Here is a 21,824-nt window from a genome sequence, read left to right on the forward strand (position 1 = left end):
GAAAAATGGAGGATTTGAAGAAAAGAGCAGAGGTCTTAATTGAAGCCCTTCCCTATATAAGACGCTTTTGGGGGAAGAAGATTGTGATAAAATACGGCGGTTCCGCTATGGAGGACCCATCTCTGAGGGATGAGGTATTGCGAGATGTTCTCCTCCTTCATTATGTGGGGATGAAAGTTGTCCTTGTCCATGGGGGAGGAAAGGAGGTAAGCGAGTGGATGAAGAAATTTGGGAAAGAGCCAGTTTTCGTTGATGGGCAAAGGGTAACGGATGTGGAATCGCTTGAGATAGCGGAGATGGTGTTGGCGGGAAAGACGAATAAGGATTTAGTGGCGAGGCTTTGGAAGCTTGGAGGGAAAGCTGTGGGAATATCGGGAAAGGACGCGGGTTTTATCATAGCCAAAAGAAAGGAAGGGTTGGGGGAAGTGGGAGAGATAGAGAGGGTGGACCCTCACATATTGGATGTCCTAATGGATGATTCATATATTCCCGTGATATCATCAATTGCGATGGATGAGGAAGGAAAGGGATTGAATGTGAACGCCGATACGGCAGCTGGACATATAGCAGGAGCGATTAAAGCCGAGAAGCTACTGATTTTGACGGATGTGAGGGGCGTTTTGGAAAGGGCAGACGATGAGGGGAGTTTGATATCGGTTATAAATTTTGAGGATTTGGATGGAATAATAGAGAGGGTGGGAGGTGGGATGAAGCCGAAGCTGTTGGCTTGCAAGATAGCGCTTCTTAAGGGAGTAAGAAGTGCTCATATAATAGATGGAAGATTGCCCCATTCCCTGTTGATGGAGATATTCACGGATAGGGGCTTGGGAACGATGATAATCAAGGATTGACCCTTAACTGCCATTGCGAGCCCACCGAAGGTGGGCGTGGCAATCTCTTTTGAGAGTGCTTCGTTTCTTCGCTCCTCACAATGAAAGGGGGGGCGGCTCGCAACGGCAAAATTATAGAACGACCAGAAATACTACGCAGTGTTACCTTTGTTAAAAAGGCGTCTTTACAACACCAAAAAATAAAAAGCCAATCTCCTTTATGGTAGTTTCAAACGATAAACGAAAACTTTGTTCTTCCAATCCTCCTCAACGAATACTATGTATTCGCCATTTTCCCTCTTAATCGCTCTAATTGCATCGGGAAAGTCCACCCATCCGCTTTCCTTGGGGGTTATCTCGCCAACCTTCTTGCCGCTTCTTATCTCATAAATATGAACGATGGCGCTAAACCCCTCTACCGCGAAGAGATAATCACCCGCCGTGCAAAAAGCTTTCACAAAACGTTTCACGCCCTCATAGGGGAGCTTAAACCTCACGCTCGGGTTCCTGTTCCCCTTCATCCATCCATCAAACCCGAGAATCTCCGAACCAACTATCCCCCATTCATCGCCAGTCTTTGGATTATCCACTGTATAACCGCTAAGATACATAACATCTTCTTTTGGATGATATTCTATGCGAAGGAGGTGGTTGAGGGGAGAAGGCATATGGAAAACTTTTGCCGATTCCCTTTTATATATGGGATTTCCAAATTTATCTAATCCGAGAAGAGGGAAGTAATAGATAGTCCCATCTTGAAGCCCGTACCAAACTCCGCCCTCCTCATCTACCCACCAAGCCCAGAATTCCGGTTCCTCCACTCCATCAGCATCATAAAATTCATCGGCTTGGAAATTTCCATCGCCGTTCATATCCCTCCATATCCATCGCCCTTTAGCAGGTTGAGGGACATCCAAGAAAAGCCTATCCCTCAGGTGTTCTCTTGAGAACATAACGGATGGGACAGCTATCTCCCCAGTGAAGCGATATATAACGAGAATGTGTTCATACATCCCCCTCATAATCAGGAACTTCTTGCCTTTAATATAGCGAATCAATGGCGCTTCCAAATTGTTTATCCGAGGGTCTTTAGGATAGCGCAGTGGGTCAATGGTTAGGGAATACCATTTCCATTCGCTTCCTGGTTCTGTCTTATTCCAATCCATTTTATAATGCTTGGTGGCGGTATATACATCTATCCCATCGGTTGTAGGGTCGGCATCGGCTGTGTGAACGAACTCCAAGCCTACAAGCTCCCAAAGCAATTTCCCGTTTGGAGTGAAAGCTCGCAATACCGCACCACAACCAGGAAGTTGACAACCCACATAGATGTTTCCTTTTCCATCCAACCCAATCCCCCTTATTCCCGCGAATCTCAGAGGAGAGACAATCCCACCAGCCCCATAAATCCCTCCCTTCTCCCCAAATGTCCCAACCAATTTTGGCTTCCTCTCCAAATCAGAATAGATTAAAATCTGCTGTGCTTTCCCATCATCTCCAACGAGAAGGCGTCCCTTGTTATCTATACAGAGAGCGGTAGGCAGGACGGAGCTGTTAAATTTTATGCTCTGGGGAAGGGCTTTCCCTTCGGGAGAATATCGCTGTATCCTGCTTTCCTTCTGCCCCTTTTCTATTACCCATAAAGTGCCCTTATTATCAATCGCGATTCTATAAGGATTTTCCACTTTCCAACTACGAATGAACTTCATAGTTTCAACATCATAGACCTTTATCTCATTTGCGTAATTATCGCTTATGTAAAGATATCTATCATCAACCGCTAATCCCTTTATCTGGGCTTTATCTCCTTCTTCATCTGGGACTTCGTGGAGAATCAGCATTGCCCCAAATCTTCCTCCGCCACCTTGGAAGGGTGCCAAGGTGCCATCCTTGTTGTAGCGTGATACGCCTATCCAACATTTTCCTTTAGGTGGATATTCCTTGCCTTGCAGATGTCCTCCCTCGTTGCCCTGCAAGTGAGCGATGAAGATATATTTGGAATTCACAGCTACAGCGAACCCTCCAAGTGTTCCCCAGCCGTGGGTTTCCCTACAAGCTCCAATGACATCTCCATCTTTATAAATCCCGAATTCCCTTCCGGCTTCATCCCAAACGCTTGCGGTATAGACCGTTCCATCAGGGGCAACGAACATTCCATCAATGAAATCCTGCACCCATTTATCTCCTCCGCCGAAGCTATTTCCCAGCCAGCTGACCTTGTATTCAAAAGGGAAAGAGAAAAGGGAAAGCAGGAGAGGCAAAAGCAAGAATTTTCCTTTCATTCCTCGTCTCTCCTTTCTTTGTGAGAAATTTTTGATAGAATTTTATTATAGAGTTGAATTATGGAGAAGTTCGTTTTAACAATTACACTGAACGCAGCGGTTGACAAAACTTATGTGGTTAATAACTTCACCCTTGACAGGGTGCATAGACCACAGGAGATGAAATCGGTAGCGGGAGGGAAGGGGATAAATGTGGCGAGGGTTTGCAAGACTTTGGGGAAGCCAAGCTTGGCGAGCGGTTTCGTGGGCGGTCATAACGGAAGGTTCATAGAGAATCATCTTAAAATGGAGGGAATTCCCCATGATTTCGTCAGGGTTAAGGGGGAATCGCGTCTCTGCATAGCTATTGTTGATTTGGTTAATAAGACGCAGACGGAGGTTAACGAGTGGGGACCGCCGGTGGGGGAAAGGGAGGCGAGGAGGTTGGAGAAGAAGGTGAAGGAGCTTTTGCCGGGAGCGAGTTTTCTCGTCTTCTGCGGGAGCGCGCCCCCGGGAACGCCTCCCGATATATTCGCCCGCTTGACGATGCTCGCTAAGGATTTTGGAGTGCCGGCGATACTTGATACAAGCGGAGAGCTACTGAGATTGGGCTTGGAGGCTCATCCATTTATGGTGAAACCGAATATAAGGGAGTTGGAATATCTGATTGAGGGAGATTTGAACGACGAGGACGATGTTATGGAGGCTATGCGGGCGCTTTCGGACAAGGCGGAGGTCGTCGTGGTGACGATGGGGAAAGAGGGGGCGATAATGCTTGCTGAGGGAAGGATTACCTATACTCCCGGCTTGGATGTCCCATTTGTATCGGCAGTCGGTTCTGGGGATTCATTTCTCGCTGGTTTCATCTGCGGCTTGCTTGACGGACTTTCCCTTGAGGATTGCCTTCGTCTTGGGAATGCCTGCGGTGCGGCGAATGTAATGGTTGTGGGAGCAGGGATGGCAAGGAAAGAAGATATTGAAAGACTTTATAAATTAGCGACTTGCAAAGTCATTGCTGATTAGAGGAAGCGATTTTCCTCCTTTGCCACGGGCTCCCGCAGGGGGCCCGTGGCAATCTCGTCTTTAAGAAGTCCCCTGGACGGTCATTGAGAGTCCACCGAGGAGAGGTTACCTATTGCCATTGCGAGCCCGCCAAAGGGGGCATGACAATCTCATGAGATTGCTTCGTCTCTTCGCTCCACGCAATGACAGTGGGGTCAGCCTCGCTGTGTAGGGAATTAACAATCCCGAATGCGTGAGCGTTCACGAGTGCAATGACAGAGAGGGGTAGGCTTGCAATGGAGGAGACTTGACATCCTCCTTTCCAGACCTTAAAATTGAATAAGTGAGACAAAGTGGACATAGGGTTCAGTGAGCTTCTTTTTATCCTAATTCTTGCCCTTCTATTCTTCGGACCGCACAAGCTTCCCCAAATAGGAAGGGCGATAGGAAAGGCGGTGCGGGAGTTCAAGACAGCCTATGAGAAATTTATGAATGAAGAACCAGAGGAAAAGAACGAACTCCCTCCCGCTGATAAGCCTGAGAACCTTGATTTTGAGCAAAAGGAGGCGAAATAAATGGAGTTCGGCAGAATAGGACTTCCTGAACTACTTTTAATATTCCTTCTCATAATTCTCCTCTTCGGGGCGAAGCGCCTTCCAGAGTTGGGCAAGGCGATAGGGCAGGGGTTGAGGGAATTCAAGAAAGCTATCTCCAGCGCCGGAGAAGAGGAGGAGAAGGAAGAGGAAAAGGAAGAAAAGAAAGAAGAGAATTGAGTTAGCGGGTTTAGTCGCGAAATTAATGTAGCCACATAGGAACTGCTCCCGATTGCCCAAAACTCGTTGAGAACTTTTAAGAATTTTCCAATGAGTTTCGTTTATACATCAAAACAAGTTAGTGATTTAAAACTCAGCGGAAAGAGTGTATTATCAACTCTATTCCCTTCCTAATCAGCATTATCGCGATACTAGCGAGCAGAAGGCTTGCTACTTTTGATATCCCCTTCATCAATCCTTCCCCCAAGAACTCTTTAATCCAATCGCCCCAAAGAAGTATAAGGGCGCTGATTAAACAGACAACCGCCAAGGCGCTCAGGGTTATAACATATCCATAAAGGCTGCTGAGCATCATAGTGGTTGTAAGGACAGCGGGACCGGCGAGGAGGGGAGTGCCCAGGGGAACGATGGAGAAATTCTGACTTTTCATCTCTTGCGTTTGCAGAGTTTCGGTGAATGTGAGGATGGAAATCAAGAGGAGGAAAATCCCTCCCGCTATCATGAAATCCCCAAGATTCAAGCCGAGAATCTCAAAGAAAAGCTGTCCAAGAAAGGCGAAAAGAGCGCTTATGAGAAAAGCCGTCAATATGCCCTCCCATACCACCTTCCTTCTCTCTTCTTGCTTCAAACCAACAGTCAGGGCGAGGTAGAAGGGCAATAATCCAATTGCGTCCATCGCAATAAATAGAGCAAATAAGGCCTTCCAAAAATCCCACATACCAAAAATAATTTTAACTGCTCATTTAACCACAATCACATCTTTTAGCCTTTCCTTTGGCTCGACTTTGAGTTCTATCAGCTTTCCTCCCACGAACTTCCCTTCCACCGTTGTCCTATAGGGGGCGTGGAGCTTGAAATGAACATCCCATTCCTTCGGCCAAGCGGGAAAGAGGAAAATCTTTCTTCCCTCTGTCTGCATAAGCATCGCTTGAAGAGCCCTCATCAAGACACCTCCATGGTCTTGGTCGGGCGTCCAGTCGTAATTAGGTCCCCAAAAGGCGGGAAATCTGCATTGGGGATTCTTTGACCTCGCTCTTCCCACAATATATTCCTTAGCTTCCTCTGTCAAACCAAGATAAGCCATAAAGATATCATCCTGCCGCCAGCCGAAATTTCCCCTGTCAAGCCGATGGTTAAGCGCCTGAATGCCAAGCTCTCTGTTCTCCTTCTCAAATGAAACCAGCCGGAAGGGGAAAACAGCGTAAAGCTCGGGATTCTCAACATTCATCTTCACATCATATCTCTCAGCTGGAGCGAGCATCTTTATCCCATCAACCTCTCTAATGGGTAGGGGAGGAATCTTCTTTTGAAATTCCCTGAAGAAATTGAGCTTATCGGGAGGGAGTGCCCCTTCGGGTAGCGAGAGAATGCGGGCTGTTACAGCCTGAAGACCGGCGATTTCCGGCATCGGATTCCTGCATTCCCACCAAGTCTCAAGCGCCTGGGATGGCTCCATAACAAGCTTGCCATCGGGACCTGTCTTGTAGAAATTGTTGAAGAACATCAATATCTCGTATGCGATGGGTATGACCTTCTCCTTGAGGAATTTCTCGTCTTCCGTGTATTTGTAATAATCAAGCATCATATTGACTAACTCAAGCCCTCCCACCCATTCGTATTTATGCCAGCGGGAGCTTTGGAGCTTGTCCTCCCTCTCAGCAGCCGGTTTCTCCCAGCCATAGGTATCCATGAAGACAGCGCCCCAGGGGTAGATGCACTCGGGATAGTAGGCGCCCTCAAAGCCGAAATATCGCCTAGTGCGGTACTTACAGACCTCAAAGACCTCACCAGCATACATATTGAATAAACCCATCATTATATCAAAATCCCCGCTTGCGCAGTTGCTTATGTAGGGCAGGCGAGTATTTTGCCACCAATAACCTGGACCCCATCTTCTATAATCCGCATCCCCAAAGCAACCCGGCCAGGGCATGACGAAAAGGGAGCCATTAAATTTGATTGGATAGGCTCCCCTTCCAGCGCAGGCAGTTATGAAGCGTTGAAGAGTATACCCCAGAGCCACATCGAACCCGGGGGAATTCCTATCCCCGGAAATCAATTGACCATCAAGATAAACCTGCAGTTTATCAGGCGCTATGACGACAGCGACATGATGCCACTTTCCCGGCTGGAGGACATTCTCCGCGGAAACGGTTCTCCCTCCAACGATTAACCGAAGGCTTTTTCCAGGCCAAGTATCAAAGAGGAAACCGTCAGATTGACCTGGAGTGATTTTATCAATAATCCTTCCTCCCTTATCGTTCTCGTCAATTTTTATAAACGCTTCCCAGGTGTGGGCGCCCAATTCATCTATGTTTACATCCAAAACATCGCCAGGTGAAGGTTTAAAGTAGCTGGCAATGACATTTTCTCCTTTTAGCTTCTGTTCCTTGTTTTTAGAGAGGGCAAGGATTTCCTTTTCGGACAGGGCGCCTCGCAAGAGGGATAGGCGAGCTATTTCACCGGAAAATCTGCTTCCTCCTTCTTGGTCTATCCCAACCTTTAATTGATGGGAGTTTTGGGGGATGACTTTCCCTTCCCTTGAAACCTCCCTATCGGAGATGAAAATCCAGCTTCTATTCCAAAAAGCCTCCCACCAAGCGATATGCTTCTTCCTCCTGCTCTCAAAATCAACGGATTCTATCTTTTTGGATAGGGCTTTTATATCCTTCAACCATTTTTCGGGGTTGGAGGGCTGTTCGCTCAAGACATAAACGCTTATGAGGTGATGGGTTTTCTTCTCGCTCCTCAATTTCGTATCGCTAATTCTCTTCCCTTCACTAACTTTTATGAACGCGCCGAATACACGATTTATTAATGGGTCGTGCCAGGGGGCGTCAAGGAGGTCTTGGAAGCGCATCGTGAGCTCGGGTCCATGGGATTCCCTGTTAAAGTGATACCAACCGATGCCTTCCTTTTCGTCTTTGATTATCTCATCTGGTTTGATGATGACTTCTGGTGGATTGGGGCAGGCGTTGTATATATCGCTTACCTCAAAGGAGGGTAGGGGAGTGGGTTCGGTTCTCCAGAGTTCAAAAGAGACATCTGCGGTTGTGGGCTGTTTGCTATCAATTGTTACATTGATGACGGGATTATTCGCATCCACCCATATATGGATTTCAATGGGATTTTGGGAATTCGGGGGAGTGGCTTGGATGAGGATTTCCCCATTGCGAAGGACGAGTTCTTGGCGAAACTTACCACCCTTGCGGAAGGGATTGGGGGTGAGGGAGATTCTCACCTTGCCGACTTTTAGAAGGCGATTGTATTCGTCCCAGGAATCTGATTTTCCAATATAGAAGAAGAGGTCGCTGTCCTCTTGAGCCCAGAGGTTTAAAGTTATTTCGCCGTTGCCGAGAGGCATGGAGCCGAGCGCGTCTCTGGAGGGTGAATCCCAAACGACATTGTAATCATCCAATTTAGGAAGAGCGTGCGCGATTAGGGAGACGAGGCAAATCAGAAGAATTGAAAGGTGAACATTCATTTGCTTTATCCTCCTTTCTTTTTTGCAAGGATAAAGTAAGTTAGAAGATATTTCAAGGGGAAAATATTTATGTTCGCCCGCCAAAAGACGGGCTACTCACAGTCATTGCTGGTATGGATAAAGGTTTTTGAAAAATGAAAAAAGACGAATCAGATTTAAAAATGGCGCATATAAAAATCTATACCCATGGATGCGAGTCCGAAAGGGCGGGAAGGCGTGGCAATCTCTGATGATTAGCATACCTCACCGGCAATGAACCCAGAGAATTGATAAAATCACTTTTGGATTGTATAATTCTCAATGAAGGAGGTCTGATAATATGAGGGCTAAAGAAAGCATTTTGGATTTAGGTTTCGGCATCCTCGCTCACATCGCCCAAAGATGTAAGGAACTAAAGGAACAGGGGAAGGAGTTAAGGGCTAAGCTCACCGAAAAGCTAAAGGAAAGCAAGACTCAGGGACGGGAAATAAGAGAAAAAATAGAGCAGGAGCTTGCGGATAAGAAGCAGAAGTTCTTTAACTGTTTAGGATTGGTCAGCAAGAGGGATATTGAGGAGCTGAAAGCTAAATTAGCTGAGATAGAGAGAAAGCTTAGCGGAGAATAGGCTATTGTTCCTTCCTCGCCCACTTCGTAGGCTCAGGAATCTGGGAAGAATCGCCAAAATCGGCGAGATAGCGGTAAGACATGGTTTCGGCTATCTCGCGGAAAGGATAGGTGGGAGGCGATTTCGTAGGGGGAGTTTGGAGGAAAGGGCGAGGTTTGCGAGCGAAGGGGCGCGGCTCAGGATGTTTTTGGAGGAGCTGGGCTCCACCTTTGTTAAGCTCGGACAATTGGCTTCTACAAGGGTTGATATTTTTCCACCCGCAATAATAAGAGAGCTAAAGAAGCTTCAGGATTCCGTTCCTCCCGCTCCCTTTTCCCAAATCAAAGCAGTTATTGAAAGCGAGCTCGGCAAGCCACTAAACAAAATATTCAAGGAATTCGCTGAGGAACCCATTGCTTCAGCTTCCATTGCTCAAGTGCATTTAGCGAGGACTTTCCAAGACGAAGAGGTGGTGGTGAAGGTTCAGCGTCCCGGTGTGGAGAAGAGGGTTTTGGAGGACTTGGAGCTTCTTTTGGATATCACTGAATTGGCGGAGAAGCGACTTCCCCAAGCAAGGCTTTATGGAGTCCACGAGATAGCGCAGGAATTGGCTAACTCTATGCGGGACGAGTTGAATTTCCTCGTTGAGGCTGAGCACGCCGATAGATTGCGTCAGGCTTTATCAAATGAGCCCAATGTCTACATCCCGAAGATATACTGGGAGCTATCCACTCCCTATGTCCTCACTATGGAAAGGATAAAGGGAACGAAAATAACGGATTATATACAAACTCTTGAGGGAAATTCCGCTCGGAAGAAGCTCGCTCATGAGCTCGCCGAGCTATTCTTCAGACAAATAGTCATCCACGGCGTCTTCCATGCCGACCCTCATCCGGGAAACATATTCATTCTTGAAGATGGGAAAATCGCCCTTATGGATTTTGGTTTGGTTGGCTTTCTCAATAGAAGTCTGAAGAACAATCTCCTTCGCCTCTCTCAAGCCCTCATTGACCAAGATGTTGAGACTATAGTGGAGCTTCTTTACATTATCGGGATAGTTCCCGAGGATGTGGAGACCCCTATGCTTTCAGCTGATATTGAAAATCTCTTCTCTCGCTATTCCTATATTCCTCCGAGCAAGATGAAATTGAGCGACCTATATTATTCCGTTAGCGATATAACGAGGAAATACAGGATACGAATGCCGAGAAGCTTTGCCCTTTTGGGAAGATGTGTGGCGGAGCTTGAGGGTTTGTGCTTGGAGATTGACCCTGATTTCGACCCGAGAAAGGTGCTGGAACCACTTGCTAAGAAATTTTTAGCTCAACAATTCGCTCCCCAAAATCTATTGAGAGAGACTATCCGCAGTGTGAGGGAGAACACGAATGTTTTGCTGGAGCTTCCGAAGCAGTTAGCCCAGGTTTTGGCGAAGGCGGATAAGGGGGCTTTAAAGGTGAGGTTTGAATATGACCGCATAGACCGCCCTCTTTTGAGGTTGAACATAATAGCGAATAGGCTTTCATTCTCAATAATCGTAGCCGCTATTCTCGTTGCTTCTTCTTTGGTTATGCAGACGAATATTGGACCATTTCTCTGGGGATATCCCATCTTCGGGATAGTTGGCTACATATTGGCGGGGATAATGGGTTTTTGGCTCCTTATATCAATAATCCGTTCGGGGAGATTATAAGGGTCTCAGATTTATTATGACGCCCTTCCTTTTTCTCCTTGCGAGCCTGAACCTCTTTGTCATTGCGAGGAGCGAAGCGACGAAGCAATCTCAGGAGATTGCCACAGCTTCCCTTACGGGAAGCCTCGCATGATTTTTCCCGAATAACTACTCCATTTAAACTTCACCCAAACCTTCCTCTACAAAAAATCAATTGATATTTTCCATGCCAACCCTTAAAATATTCAAAAATACTCTTCAGGAGGTGTTTTTTATGGAACTGAAGCTTGGCGCAGGTCTATGGGTTTTCGGCAACACTATGGATAGGTTCTGCACCAAAGGTTACAAAGAACCTATCAGCGTCCTTGAGATGTTAGACCTCGCGGGTAAGGTCAAGGGCTTGAAGGGAGTTGAGGTTCATCAGACGGATTTTGAAGAGGTCTCGGTGGATGAGTTCAAGAAGAAGCTACAGGATTTGGGGCTCGTCGTTTCCGTTGTCAATGTAAATGTGTGGGGAAGCGGGAAATGGAAATACGGTGCCTTCACCCACAGAGACCCCAAGATAAGGAGAGCGGCGATAGATGAAGCCAAGAAAGCCGTGGATTACGCCCGCCAGCTTGGCGCTCCATCCGCTGGGCTCTGGCTTGGTTCGGATGGCTTTGACTATCCCTTCCAAGTTGACTACATCACCCACTGGAACCTCCTCATAGATGGAATAAGGGAGGTAGCAGAATATGCCGCTCCCGACATAAAAGTGGGAATTGAATACAAGTTGAAGGAACCCCGCACCCATATGAGCATTTCCGATGCGGGAAAGGCTTTGGCTATCGTCCTCGCTTTAGAGATGGATAATGTCGGTGTTGTTATTGATTTCGGACACGCTTTAATGAGCGGTGAGAATCCCGCGGATTCCGTCGCCTTCCTCGCCCGCTATGGAAAGCTCTTCAATGTCCATTTCAACGATGCCTACGGTCTCTGGGATGACGATATGATTGTCGGCTCTTTGAGGGTTTGGGAAACGATAGAGTTCCTCCTCTACTGCAAGCTCACCAACTATCAGGGTTGGTTCTCCCTTGATATGTTCCCTTATAGGGAAGACGCTGTGGCTGCCGCGGATATGGCGCTCCGCAACATTGAGGCGATGTGGGAGTTGGCTAACAAGATTGACCTTGAAGAGCTGAAGAAAGCTCAGGAGACCATGGACGCGGTTGAGACGCAGAAGGTCATTAGAAAGCTCATCTTCAAATAAAAGATGGAAAGAGATATCGTAATAGTGGGCGGCTGCGCGGCTGGGATGAGCGCAGCCGCCCAAGCCCGCAGAATTGACCCTTCAGCGAGGATAACCGTTTTTGAAAAGGGAGGTTATATATCCTACGCGCCCTGCGGAATTCCATATTTCATAAGCGGTGAAGTCAAGAGATTTGAGGACCTTCTCGTTTATACTCCCGAGAAATTCGCACAGCAGAGGAATGTAGATGTGCTCGTCCATCACGAAGTGAGGAGGATAATTGTGGGCGAGCGAACGGTTGAAGTCCTTGATTTGCGGGAGGGAAGGGAGTTCAAGAAGCCTTTCACCGCTTTGCTGATTGCAACAGGAGCTCTCCCCATTGTCCCTCCTATCCCGGGGACGGATTTGAAAGGGGTTTTCAAGGTTCGGGATATGGACGATGCTTTACAATTGAAGAAATTCATAGAGGAGGAAAAGCCTAGGAAAGCCGTAGTTGTAGGTGGTGGCTATATAGGCTTGGAGATGGCTACCGCCCTTCGCCAGATTGGTATTGATGTCTCCCTTGTGGAGATGAAGGAGCATGTCCTTCCAAATCTGGACGAAGAAATAACTTCAATCATAGAGAGGGAATGTAGGGATAACGGGGTGGAACTTCTCTTGGGAGAGAGCCTTTTGGGGTTGGAAGGGGATGGGAGAGTGAGGCAGGTTCTAACCTCCGCAAGGAGGTTGGATTGCGAGCTCGTGATACTTGCTCTCGGGGTTAGACCGAATGTGCAATTGGCTAAGCAGGCGGGCATCCCATTAGGGATAACGGGAGCGATTAGGGTGAAGGGGAATCAGGAAACTGATATCCCTGGGATTTACTCAGCGGGAGATTGCTGTGAGACGAAGCATATCGTAAGCGGAAAGCCCTATTGGTTTCCCCTTGCTACAGTCGCGAATAAGCAGGGACGGATAGCGGGAGAGAATATGGCAGGCGGAAGGCTACTTTTCCCCGGAACTGTGGGAACGCAGGCAATTAAGGTTTTTGGTTTAGAGGTTGCAGTTGCGGGATTCTCCGAGAAGGAGGCTATTGCTCTGGACTATGAGACAGCGAGCGTAACCGTTCGCTCCTCATCCAACGCTTCTTATTATCCCGATTCACAGGCAATAACGACTAAGATGGTGATGGATGTGAAAACGAGGAGGGTTTTGGGGGTTCAGATGGTGGGAAGAAAGGGGGTTGCGAAGAGGATAGATTCAGCGGCTGTTGCCCTTCACGCTCAGATGACGGTTGATGAAATTGCCTGGCTTGACCTTTCCTACGCTCCGCCTTTCGCTCCCGTTTGGGATGCCCTGATTCACGCGGGACAAAGCCTTAGAGCGAAGACAATTTAAAATTCTTTGAAAGGGGGAATTTGCTTATGAAGAAGATTCTCGTAGTAGGACCATCAAATACTGATATGATAATTAAGCTGGAGCGTCTACCAACTCCGGGTGAGACAATAATCGGTGGGGATTTCGCCACTGCTGGAGGAGGGAAGGGGGCAAATCAAGCGGTTCAATGCGCCCGCTTGGGCGCGGATGTAATCCTCCTTGCGAGAATCGGCAAGGACCCATTTGGTGATAGGTCGGTTGAGCAGTTCCAGAAAGAGGGAATAGATACCTCTTTCATAATAAGAGATGAGGAACATCACTCAGGCATAGCCTTGATATTCGTTGATAAAAAGGGAGAGAATATGATAGCGGTTGCTCCCGGCTCAAATAGCTATTTAAGCGGGGAGGATGTAAGAAGGGCAAGGGAGGCTTTCAAGCTCTCATCCACCCTCCTTCTCCAATTGGAGATTCCCCTTGAGCCAGTAGAGACAGCCGTTCACCTTGCTAAGGAGGAAGGGTTGACGGTTATACTCAATCCCGCGCCTGCCCAGCCGCTTCCCCAATCGGTTCTCCAAAATATTGACATCCTCGTTCCCAATGAGACGGAGGCGAAAATCCTCTGTGGTTTCCCTCCCGATGGAGAAGTTTCGCCTAAGGAATTGGGGGAGATGCTTTTGGAGAAGGGAGTCAAGAAAGTGATAGTGACTTTGGGCTCAAAGGGAGCGATGTATATTGATGGAGAAGAGATGTTTGAGGTTCCCGCCTTCAAGGTTCAATCGGTTGATACAACCGCTGCGGGAGATTCGTTTTGCGGTTCATTGGCGGTGGCGATTGCTGAGGGGAAAGAGATGAGAGAAGCGATAAGATTTGCCAGCGCCTGCGCCGCAATATCCACCACGCGCTTGGGCGCACAACCCTCCCTTCCCAGAAGGGAAGAGGTGGAGGAGTTTCTCTCAAGATATAAGGAAGGATAGGGAGGATGGATTAGGTCAGCTTTCCGTTATTGCAATCCGTCCCTCTCTGTCATTGTGAGGGCTCCCTGCGGGAGCCCTCACAATGACAGTAGGTAACCCGCCTGCTACGGGCTCGCAATGACAAAGAGAGCTGTTGTCTTTCCTAATTCTCTCTTTATCTCCCTCCCTTTTCCCTTTATAATTTCCCTAAAAGGAGGTTGAATAGATGAGGAAATTCGCCCTTCTTTTCCTCCTCACCATCTTCGCTTTAGCTCAGGACAAAGCCCTCCAGGAAGGAGAAGCTTATTTTCAAGCCAAAAGTTATCAGAAAGCGATAAATTCCTTCCTCCAAGTGATAAGCAAGGGAGGCTGGAATGAGGACATCGCCAAAGCAACCCTCCGCATCGCCCAATGCTATCTCGCCCTTGATGATATCAAGAACGCGAGGAAATACTTTGAAACCGCCGCTAAAGACACTGGAGAGATAGGTCTTCAAGCCAAGCTCGGGCTCGCCCTCTGCGATATCCAGGATGAGAAATACGATTCCGCAATAGATTCCCTCACGGAGCTCATAGATAGGAAACCTCCCGATAAAATCCTCCCCTATGCTTACTATAATCGTGGAATAGCCTACGAGAGAAAGGGTTGGATGGTTCAGGCAATTGAGGATTTCAGTGAGACCGTGAAGAAGGGAAAGGGAGATGACGCCCTTATTTCCTCAGCGCAAGCCCATTTAGCAACCTGTCAGGCTCGTTATGCGCAATTTCAAGAGGAGGAGAACAACTATCTTCAGAGGATAAATCAATCACGAAGAGCGGACGAGATTAGGGATTTGTATCACGAATTGGCGAGGAAATGCGCCAATATAGGTGAAATTGATAAGGGGATTGAATATGAGATGAAGAGCTTGGATTACTCATATAATGACGAAACATATAACGCTGGGGCTTGGATGAACATAGCTTGGCGCTATGTTATGAAGAGGGATTACGCGAAAGCTGCTGAGGCGTTCACGAAGGTCGCCAATGATTATCCCTATAGCGAATACGCTCCAGAGGCTTTGTTGAGGGCGGGGGATATGTTCTCAAGAGTGGGGAAGCAAGAGGAGGCATTAGCTGTTTATCAAGAATTCCTTCAGAGATATCCCAATGACCCAAGAGCTTCCTCCGTTCCTCAAAACATTATGTTCATAGCCTGGGCATATGCGGATAAGCGAGAATACGAAAAGGCGGGAGTGATATTCCTTTCAATAGCTAACGCTTTTCCCGGTAGTGAAGTGGGAATGGAGGCTTTGTTGAGGGTAGGGGATATGTTTTTCAAGGCAGGCAAAACAGATGATGCGATAAATATTTACAATAAATTCATAAAGCAATATCCAAATGACGAAGGAACTATTTCCGCAATGATGAACCTCGCTTGGTGCTATGCACAGAAAGAGGATTACGAGAGGGCAGCCCAGACCTTCAAGATGATAGCGGATAACTTTCCCAGGAGCGAGCAAGCTCCGGAGGCACTTTTAAGAGCAGGGGATATGTTCTCAAAGGCGGGGAAGATGGATGAGGCTATAAAAGCCTACCAGGATTTCGTTGATAAATATCCAAACGACCCCCAAGTTCCTTCCGCCTTAATGAATGTAGCTTGGCGTTACTCGGATAAAAAGGATTACGCTAAATCGGCGGAAATTTTCCGTAAAGTAGCCGATAAATATCCGAATAGTGAGGTAGCAAAAGAGGCGCTTCTCAGGGCGGGGGATATGTTTTCTAAGGCGGGAAAGCATGAGGATGCTATCAAGGCTTATCAGAAATTCGCTCAGAAATATCCCGATGACGAGCAGGTATCAAAAGCCCTCCTTGATATCGCTTGGCGCTATAGGGCTATCTATCTTGAAACTGGAGATGAGAACGCAAAGAAGCAGAAGGAAGCTATCCTTCAGGAAATCGCTAAACGCTTCCCCGATACGGAGATGGCTTATTTCGCCCTTGGTCTCTATTATGAGGATAACGGTCAATACAATCTCGCAATTGAGCAATACAAGAAATGTGCTGAGAAGAACGGAACGCAGAAGGATGTAGCCCTCTTCGGCGTTGCCACCTGCTACTACGATATAACCATGATTAAAGAAGCCCATGAATATTATGCGAAGTTAGTTGAGGAATGTCCCGATTCTCCCCTCATCCCCAACGCGACATTCTTCCGCGGGCAAACGAGCGCCGAGCTCGGTGATTATAAGAGCGCTATAAAGGATTATCAGGAAGTGAAGGAGAAGTATCCAGAGAGCTATTACGCTCCCATCGCCTGTGCCTTCATCGCGACCGCCCATGAGCATCTCTACGATTTTCGTTCCGCTATAAAGGAATATCAGGAATTCACGGATGTGTTCAAAAAAGCGGAGAAGTTGCCAGCGCATCTGCGTCATCTTTCCTCAATGCGGGGAGTCGTATTTTTGCGAATCGGCTCTTGCTATCTCAATTTAGGGGAATATGAGAAGGCACTGGAGGTATGGAGGAATATAAAGAACGAGTGTCCCGAGTTGAAATGGGTGGGAATTGTTGCGGATAGGGTGGCGGACAGCTTGGAGAGGATAAAGAAGGCTTATGGTGGGAATCTTCCGAAGATTGCTTTGAAGAATTACACTCCTCCAGAGCACACTCGCACTCCCGTTGCGGGGATAATCACTCCCAGGAATGTGGGGTTGACGAGGGGGTTGGAGGGGAGGCATATAATAGTCTATGGGACGCAGGGGACGGAGGAGGAAAGGCAGTCCGCATTATTCGTTGCCCAAACTCTGCAGAGGATGGAGATTAAGAGCTCTCGTATGAAGGTGGATATAAAGGCGGATGTTGAGGTTACGGAGAAGGATATAAAGAATAGACCATTGATTTTAATAGGGACGCCGGGCTCAAATAAGTTGATAGAGCAATTGAAGGAGAAATTGCCGGTAAAGGTGGATAAGGGGGAGGTGATTGTTGGGAACAGGAAATTCAGGGGAAATGATGTTGGGGTATTTTTCGTTGCGCCCAATCCCTTGAATTTGGAGAGCTATGTTGTTGTGATTGAGGGGTTGACGGCTGATGCGTTGAGGAATGCGGTGAACATCCATCACGATAGCGACCCTAATCCTCTATTGATTCAAACGGATTATCTCGTCTACGATTCCCAGTCAGGTGGTCCGGAGAAGCCTGTGTTGGAGGAGGGTTTCTTCATAAAGGAGACAATAGAAAACTGGCATCCGCTTTGAAAAGTTTTGCGAAGGCAACCCGAAGTGAAGCCTCGCATCTGAGGTCCTCCTTTTTCAATCTGATTCTTCATCTTTTATTTATTTTTCAAAAACCTTTACCCATGCCAGCAATGACAGTAAGGAGTTCTGCCTTTGGCGGGTCAGAAATGACAGTAAATAGTCTATGGAGGGCTCATAGGGACAAGTAAGCTGAAGGCTCCTTCAGAATTCGTATTGGAAGCCGACGAAGAGAGGAGTGGTTATCCAATCCTTTTGGAGGGAAAATCTGTTAATTGCCCTCCAGCCAGTGCAATGACCGGCGTAAATCTCTCTCACACCAAACTTGGAAAGCGCTTCGCAGGTCCTCTCCAATCTCTCCTCTGATGCTCCTCCCAGATGAAAACCCCCCATTATCGTCTTTACTTCCCTATTTGGAAATATCTCCCTGACTTTTGTAAGCGAGTTTATCAAGCCGGCATGACCGCATCCGAAGAGAACTATCAATCCCTTCTCAGCATCCAATATGAGAGCTTGGTCATCCCTTATTATGTCCGGCTTACTGCAATTTGGGTCAAGGAAAAACCCTTCTCCTGCATCCTCAAAATCCGTCTTCCTCTCTATCTCGCCCGTCGCAATAATTCCAGGAAGAACCTCCCTCGGCTTATCATCCCCTATCAATTCAGCGTATTTTCTCAAATCGCTTTCCTTAAAGGGAATGCCGATAGCCCTACTTATCCCACCTCCACAGCTGAAATGAACCTTCTTAAAGGCATTAGGATGAGCAATGACTTCAATCTTTTTCTTTAATGTTTTTAGAACTGGAAGCAAGCCACCTGTGTGGTCGTAATGACCATGGCTGAGAACAATCTTATCTATCCTCGTTAAATCTATCCCCAAAGTTTTCGCATTTTTTATGAGCAAATTGCTCTGACCAGTATCAAAAAGGATATTTCCCCTATCCGTCTCGATATAAAGGGAAAGCCCATGTTCCGCGTATAACCCCCTATGTAAGGTGTTGTTTTCCACGAGAACGATTATTCTTCCTTTCATCTCTCCACTATTTCTCTGATTGAACGAACTATCTCAGCGAAAATCTTCCCCGTTTGGCTGTTCTGGTAGTTAGGGAGGAAGGGTTTCCCTTCGTCTCCACAAGCAACGAGATTGGGGTCTATGGGCACTTTCCCAAGGAATCTTATCCCATATTTTTCTGCCATTTTCCTCGCTCCACCTCCCTTGAATATATCCACCCTCGCTCCGCAATAGGGGCAGATGAAGCCGCTAAGATTCTCTATCACTCCAACTATTGGAATCGCGAGATGATTGCAAAAGGTTATGCTTCTCCGCACCGCTGAGAGAGCGACCTCTTGGGGAGTAGCAACAATGATTGCTCCATTCATTTTACCGAGAAGCTGGGCGATGGAAAGGGGTTCATCTCCCGTTCCTGGCGGGGAGTCAACAATCAAGTAATCTAACTCTCCCCATTCCACATCTTCCAAGAATTCCTTTATCAATTTATACTTCATTGGTCCTCGCCAGATTACGGCTGAATCCTCTTCGGGAAGCAAAAAACCTATTGACATAACCTTCAAATTATCGCCGATTTTGACGGGGATAAGGGATTCGTCCTTTATCTCAACTCTTTCCTTGCTCAAGCCGAGCAACTGGGGAATGGTTGGTCCGTGAATATCTATGTCAAGGAGACCGACTTTCTTTCCCTCTAAAGCGAGGGCTGTTGCGATATTAGCTGAAACCGTGCTTTTGCCAACTCCACCTTTCCCCGATAGAACCAATAGCTTGTATTTAATCTTGCTCATTCTCTCCTGAACTTTCTCTAGTTCTTGACCTGGCATCTGCATAAGGGAAAATCACCTCCAAGGGGAGATTATATCTGCGGCGGGATACATAGGAAAATTTTCTTGGAGGGGGAAGGCTTTCGCCTTCCCCCTCCAAAATCTCACTTCTCTTCTTTTTCCAGCTCTTGTAGGCGTTTCTCAATCTCCTCGAGTGCGCGCTTCAAGCTTTCAGCTTGCCCCTTCAGAATTTCCTTCTCCTCATCGCTGGTTGCCTCAGCTGGAAAAAAGTCATATCCCGGAGCGGTTGGCGCGCCTGGGTAGCCGAATCTCGCCCATCCGGGGAGACCTGTTGCCCAGAACATATGTCGCCAACCTCTTCCTCTTCCCCAGAAGCCGAAGCCCGGTGTGGGGTTGAGGAAGCCAGGGACAGGATAGCCGGAGCAGTAGCCTGCTCCTCTTCCCGTGCGTGGACCACGACCCAAGGGACCTGTCCTGTCGCCGAAAGGCATAGAAATCACCTCCTTTATTGAAAATGATTTTCAATAACAATTATAGTTTGTTTTTTTTAAAAGTCAAATTTTTCTTTGCAATTGCGAGTCTGTCGAAGGTGGATTATTTACTGCCATTGCGAGGGCTACTGCGTGGAGCCCCTGGCAATTTCTTCTTTTGACCCTCTTGATTTTAAACTTGCGTCCTTTCTACCTCGCTCTTTATAATCAAGGGGGAAAAGGAGGAATCCTCAATGAATTGGAAATGGGAGTATCTCAGCGTCTCGGAATTTGAGAAAGCGAGGGAGCTCGCCGACCGACTCGCCCTCATCCCTATCGGTTCCCTTGAAACCCACGGTCCACACCTTCCCCTCGGCAATGACGCCCTCACGATAGGGAAAATAGCGGAGCTTGTCGCCCAAATTGAACCTGTGGTCATCCTGCCCACGATTTTTTATACACAATCCTATCAGGCAAAACCTCATCCCGGAACCCTCTGCATCCACTCCCAACTCCTCACAGCCTTTCTGGAAAACATCTGCGATGAGGTATACAGAAATGGGTTTGAGAAAATCCTTCTCCTTCATGGGCACGGTGGAAATGTCCCTATGATGGAAGGATTCCTCAGACTTGTGGCGGATAAAGCTAAACCCTATGCGGTTTACAGCCTTCCTCCCTGGGCGGGTTTAATGGATGTAATCAACGAGATAAGGGAGACGGAAGATATAGGGCATGCTTGTGAGATTGAGACGAGCATATCCCTCTATCTCTTTCCCGAAGCGGTCAATTTGGAGTCTGTGAAAGGGAAGATTTATGAGCGAAAGAGGGATTTGGATGTCTATCCCGCCCAAACTCCTGTTGATTGGATGGCTAATTGGCCTGAAGCTCCCGTGGGAATTCCCGAGAAGGCGACAAGGGAAAAGGGGGAGAGATTGGTGAAGGCATGGATTGAGTTGATTGTTGATGTCATACGGAGGATAAAGAGGGACGAAATCGTCCCTCAATTGATGAAAAAGCTTCAAAATTCACAGTTTATAAGAAAGGAGGAATGAAAATGGAAGGACCGAGAGGAACGAAAAAGGAGGAATTTTGGGACCTCATAGAGCTGGTTAATTTAGTGTTTCGCCCGGAGACGCAGGCGATGAAGGAGGAATATCGTATCCTTTTCAATGAGGAGAATCTTGATAATCTTCGGGTAATTGTTGAGGAGGGAAAGCCCGTCTCCCACATCGGCACGCTCGAAAGGGACATATCTATTTATAATTGTCGCTCAAGGGTTGGGTTGGTAGGAGCTGTATGCACGCATCCAAACTATCGCAACAGGGGATACGCTACAATCTTGTTGAACGATTGCATAAAGAGATTTGAGGAGCACGGCTGCGATTTTATGCTCGTCTCTGGGATAAGAAGGCTCTATGATTCCGCCGATTGCCTTCTCATCGGGGAAGTTTATAGGCTGGAGGTGAGGGAAAGGGATTTATGGAGGTTTGAGAAGAAAGAGGAAATCTCAATTGAGGATTCACCGGAGAGATATCTGGAGGAGATGATTAGAGCCTATGAGGAAAAGGTTGTGAGGTTCATAAGACCGAGGAAGGATTGGGAGATAGCAATCAAGAGCAAGTTCGTTATGAACGCACCATGTGAGTTCTTGATAATAAAGGAGAAGGAGGAGTTCAAGGGGTATTTCATCGTCCATTTCTGGGAGGATGGAAGGATGGCGGAGGTTAGGGAGTATGCGGGAGATGGGAAGGCTCTAATTGATGCCATCCCACATATATTTGAGAGATATGGACTTGCGGGATTCGTTTTTCCCGTTCCCTGTGAGGATAGGGGGTTGGCGAAGCAAATTCAGGACAAAGGGGTCTGGACGACGATTATTCCGATATCTGGAACCGTGAGAATCCTCAATTTCACAAGACTTATGGAGAGGATGAGACCCTATTTCAGGGAGAGGATTGGTGTGGAGGCGGATAAGGTGAGATTCGAGGAGAGGGATGGGAGGTATATCGTCTCGCTCGGAGAAGAGGAATTCGTAATGAAGGATAGACGCACAATGACCTGGACCATTCTCTCACGCCCGGGAGGATACGAGATAGAAGGGGAGGGTAAGCTAAGGGGTTTGATGAGGAAAATGCTACCCATTCCCTTCGTTTGGTATGGAATCAATTACATTTGAAAGGAGGAAAG

At 47.4% G+C, this 21,824-nt stretch carries 18 protein-coding genes; 12 read left to right on the forward strand and 6 right to left on the reverse strand.

What is annotated here, in order from left to right; translation table 11 throughout:
• Positions 1-5 precede the first annotated feature (5 nt).
• Entirely contained in the window at positions 6-851 is an 846-nt protein-coding gene (gene argB, locus H5T88_04555) for an acetylglutamate kinase (GenBank protein ID MBC7329612.1), read from the forward strand.
• A gap of 197 nt (positions 852-1,048) precedes the next feature.
• Here the strand turns inward: argB and H5T88_04560 are convergent, their stop codons facing one another.
• On the reverse strand, positions 1,049-3,112 hold the full coding sequence (locus tag H5T88_04560; GenBank protein MBC7329613.1) for a hypothetical protein: 2,064 nt from the start codon (positions 3,110-3,112) through the stop codon (positions 1,049-1,051).
• Positions 3,113-3,172: 60 nt separating this feature from the next.
• Between H5T88_04560 and pfkB the strand changes: the two genes are divergently transcribed.
• From pfkB to H5T88_04575, 3 genes are all read left to right on the forward strand, one after another.
• Positions 3,173-4,114 carry a 1-phosphofructokinase gene (gene pfkB / locus H5T88_04565; protein ID MBC7329614.1) on the forward strand — a complete coding sequence of 314 codons (942 nt, stop codon included), beginning with the start codon at positions 3,173-3,175 and terminating at the stop codon, positions 4,112-4,114.
• Between the two features lie 332 nt (positions 4,115-4,446).
• Positions 4,447-4,668 (forward strand): twin-arginine translocase TatA/TatE family subunit, encoded by a 222-nt coding sequence (locus tag H5T88_04570; GenBank protein MBC7329615.1) that lies wholly within the window; start codon positions 4,447-4,449, stop codon positions 4,666-4,668.
• Positions 4,669-4,866, forward strand: a complete 198-nt coding sequence (locus tag H5T88_04575) for a twin-arginine translocase TatA/TatE family subunit (GenBank protein ID MBC7329616.1) — start codon at positions 4,669-4,671, stop codon at positions 4,864-4,866.
• 133 nt (positions 4,867-4,999) lie between these two features.
• Here H5T88_04575 and H5T88_04580 read toward each other — a convergent pair whose 3' ends face one another.
• Together H5T88_04580 and H5T88_04585 are read right to left on the reverse strand one after the other, a co-directional pair.
• A complete protein-coding gene (locus tag H5T88_04580) occupies positions 5,000-5,584 on the reverse strand; it encodes a MarC family protein (protein ID MBC7329617.1) in 585 nt (194 codons plus the stop codon).
• Positions 5,585-5,605: 21 nt separating this feature from the next.
• Entirely contained in the window at positions 5,606-8,350 is a 2,745-nt protein-coding gene (locus tag H5T88_04585; protein ID MBC7329618.1) for a LamG domain-containing protein, read from the reverse strand.
• 319 nt (positions 8,351-8,669) lie between these two features.
• Between H5T88_04585 and H5T88_04590 the strand changes: the two genes are divergently transcribed.
• From H5T88_04590 to H5T88_04615, 6 genes are all read left to right on the forward strand, one after another.
• Positions 8,670-8,954: a hypothetical protein gene (locus H5T88_04590; protein ID MBC7329619.1), complete on the forward strand. Its 285-nt coding sequence runs from the start codon at positions 8,670-8,672 to the stop codon at positions 8,952-8,954.
• Positions 8,955-8,958: 4 nt separating this feature from the next.
• Positions 8,959-10,623, forward strand: coding sequence for an AarF/ABC1/UbiB kinase family protein (locus H5T88_04595; protein MBC7329620.1), 1,665 nt, complete (start codon positions 8,959-8,961; stop codon positions 10,621-10,623).
• A gap of 253 nt (positions 10,624-10,876) precedes the next feature.
• The gene (locus H5T88_04600) at positions 10,877-11,851 is read left to right on the forward strand and encodes a TIM barrel protein (GenBank protein MBC7329621.1); all 975 of its coding nucleotides are present in this window, start codon (positions 10,877-10,879) and stop codon (positions 11,849-11,851) included.
• 3 nt (positions 11,852-11,854) lie between these two features.
• A complete protein-coding gene (locus tag H5T88_04605) occupies positions 11,855-13,207 on the forward strand; it encodes an FAD-dependent oxidoreductase (protein MBC7329622.1) in 1,353 nt (450 codons plus the stop codon).
• Positions 13,208-13,233: 26 nt separating this feature from the next.
• Positions 13,234-14,160 carry a ribokinase gene (rbsK, locus tag H5T88_04610; GenBank protein ID MBC7329623.1) on the forward strand — a complete coding sequence of 309 codons (927 nt, stop codon included), beginning with the start codon at positions 13,234-13,236 and terminating at the stop codon, positions 14,158-14,160.
• Between the two features lie 205 nt (positions 14,161-14,365).
• Positions 14,366-17,377, forward strand: coding sequence for a tetratricopeptide repeat protein (locus H5T88_04615; GenBank protein ID MBC7329624.1), 3,012 nt, complete (start codon positions 14,366-14,368; stop codon positions 17,375-17,377).
• A 201-nt stretch (positions 17,378-17,578) separates the two neighbouring features.
• Here H5T88_04615 and H5T88_04620 read toward each other — a convergent pair whose 3' ends face one another.
• The 3 genes from H5T88_04620 to H5T88_04630 form a co-directional block, all read right to left on the reverse strand.
• Positions 17,579-18,406, reverse strand: a complete 828-nt coding sequence (locus H5T88_04620) for an MBL fold metallo-hydrolase (GenBank protein MBC7329625.1) — start codon at positions 18,404-18,406, stop codon at positions 17,579-17,581.
• Positions 18,403-19,212 (reverse strand): Mrp/NBP35 family ATP-binding protein, encoded by an 810-nt coding sequence (locus H5T88_04625; GenBank protein ID MBC7329626.1) that lies wholly within the window; start codon positions 19,210-19,212, stop codon positions 18,403-18,405. Before H5T88_04625 ends, H5T88_04620 begins: the two co-directional genes overlap by 4 nt.
• 98 nt (positions 19,213-19,310) lie before the next feature.
• Positions 19,311-19,658: a DUF5320 domain-containing protein gene (locus tag H5T88_04630; GenBank protein MBC7329627.1), complete on the reverse strand. Its 348-nt coding sequence runs from the start codon at positions 19,656-19,658 to the stop codon at positions 19,311-19,313.
• 233 nt (positions 19,659-19,891) lie between these two features.
• On the opposite strand from H5T88_04630, the gene H5T88_04635 reads away from it, so the two are divergent.
• The gene (locus H5T88_04635) at positions 19,892-20,689 is read left to right on the forward strand and encodes a creatininase family protein (GenBank protein MBC7329628.1); all 798 of its coding nucleotides are present in this window, start codon (positions 19,892-19,894) and stop codon (positions 20,687-20,689) included.
• A gap of 2 nt (positions 20,690-20,691) precedes the next feature.
• On the forward strand, positions 20,692-21,813 hold the full coding sequence (locus H5T88_04640; protein MBC7329629.1) for a GNAT family N-acetyltransferase: 1,122 nt from the start codon (positions 20,692-20,694) through the stop codon (positions 21,811-21,813).
• Positions 21,814-21,824 lie beyond the last annotated feature (11 nt).

It is taken from the genome of bacterium (assembly GCA_014360495.1).
GTDB lineage: Bacteria > Armatimonadota > JACIXR01 > JACIXR01 > JACIXR01 > JACIXR01.

Bases quoted from the DNA above. Each gene is read 5' to 3' on its own strand.
- pfkB (MBC7329614.1), top strand. From the start codon at position 3,173: ATGGAGAAGTTCGTTTTAACAATTACACTGAACGCAGCGGTTGACAAA.
- H5T88_04635 (MBC7329628.1), top strand. From the start codon at position 19,892: ATGAATTGGAAATGGGAGTATCTCAGCGTCTCGGAATTTGAGAAAGCG.
- H5T88_04640 (MBC7329629.1), top strand. From the start codon at position 20,692: ATGGAAGGACCGAGAGGAACGAAAAAGGAGGAATTTTGGGACCTCATA.
- H5T88_04580 (MBC7329617.1), bottom strand. From the start codon at position 5,584: ATGTGGGATTTTTGGAAGGCCTTATTTGCTCTATTTATTGCGATGGAC.
- H5T88_04560 (MBC7329613.1), bottom strand. From the start codon at position 3,112: ATGAAAGGAAAATTCTTGCTTTTGCCTCTCCTGCTTTCCCTTTTCTCT.
- rbsK (MBC7329623.1), top strand. From the start codon at position 13,234: ATGAAGAAGATTCTCGTAGTAGGACCATCAAATACTGATATGATAATT.
- argB (MBC7329612.1), top strand. From the start codon at position 6: ATGGAGGATTTGAAGAAAAGAGCAGAGGTCTTAATTGAAGCCCTTCCC.
- H5T88_04630 (MBC7329627.1), bottom strand. From the start codon at position 19,658: ATGCCTTTCGGCGACAGGACAGGTCCCTTGGGTCGTGGTCCACGCACG.
- H5T88_04600 (MBC7329621.1), top strand. From the start codon at position 10,877: ATGGAACTGAAGCTTGGCGCAGGTCTATGGGTTTTCGGCAACACTATG.
- H5T88_04585 (MBC7329618.1), bottom strand. From the start codon at position 8,350: ATGAATGTTCACCTTTCAATTCTTCTGATTTGCCTCGTCTCCCTAATC.
- H5T88_04575 (MBC7329616.1), top strand. From the start codon at position 4,669: ATGGAGTTCGGCAGAATAGGACTTCCTGAACTACTTTTAATATTCCTT.
- H5T88_04620 (MBC7329625.1), bottom strand. From the start codon at position 18,406: ATGAAAGGAAGAATAATCGTTCTCGTGGAAAACAACACCTTACATAGG.
- H5T88_04615 (MBC7329624.1), top strand. From the start codon at position 14,366: ATGAGGAAATTCGCCCTTCTTTTCCTCCTCACCATCTTCGCTTTAGCT.
- H5T88_04625 (MBC7329626.1), bottom strand. From the start codon at position 19,212: ATGCAGATGCCAGGTCAAGAACTAGAGAAAGTTCAGGAGAGAATGAGC.
- H5T88_04605 (MBC7329622.1), top strand. From the start codon at position 11,855: ATGGAAAGAGATATCGTAATAGTGGGCGGCTGCGCGGCTGGGATGAGC.
- H5T88_04590 (MBC7329619.1), top strand. From the start codon at position 8,670: ATGAGGGCTAAAGAAAGCATTTTGGATTTAGGTTTCGGCATCCTCGCT.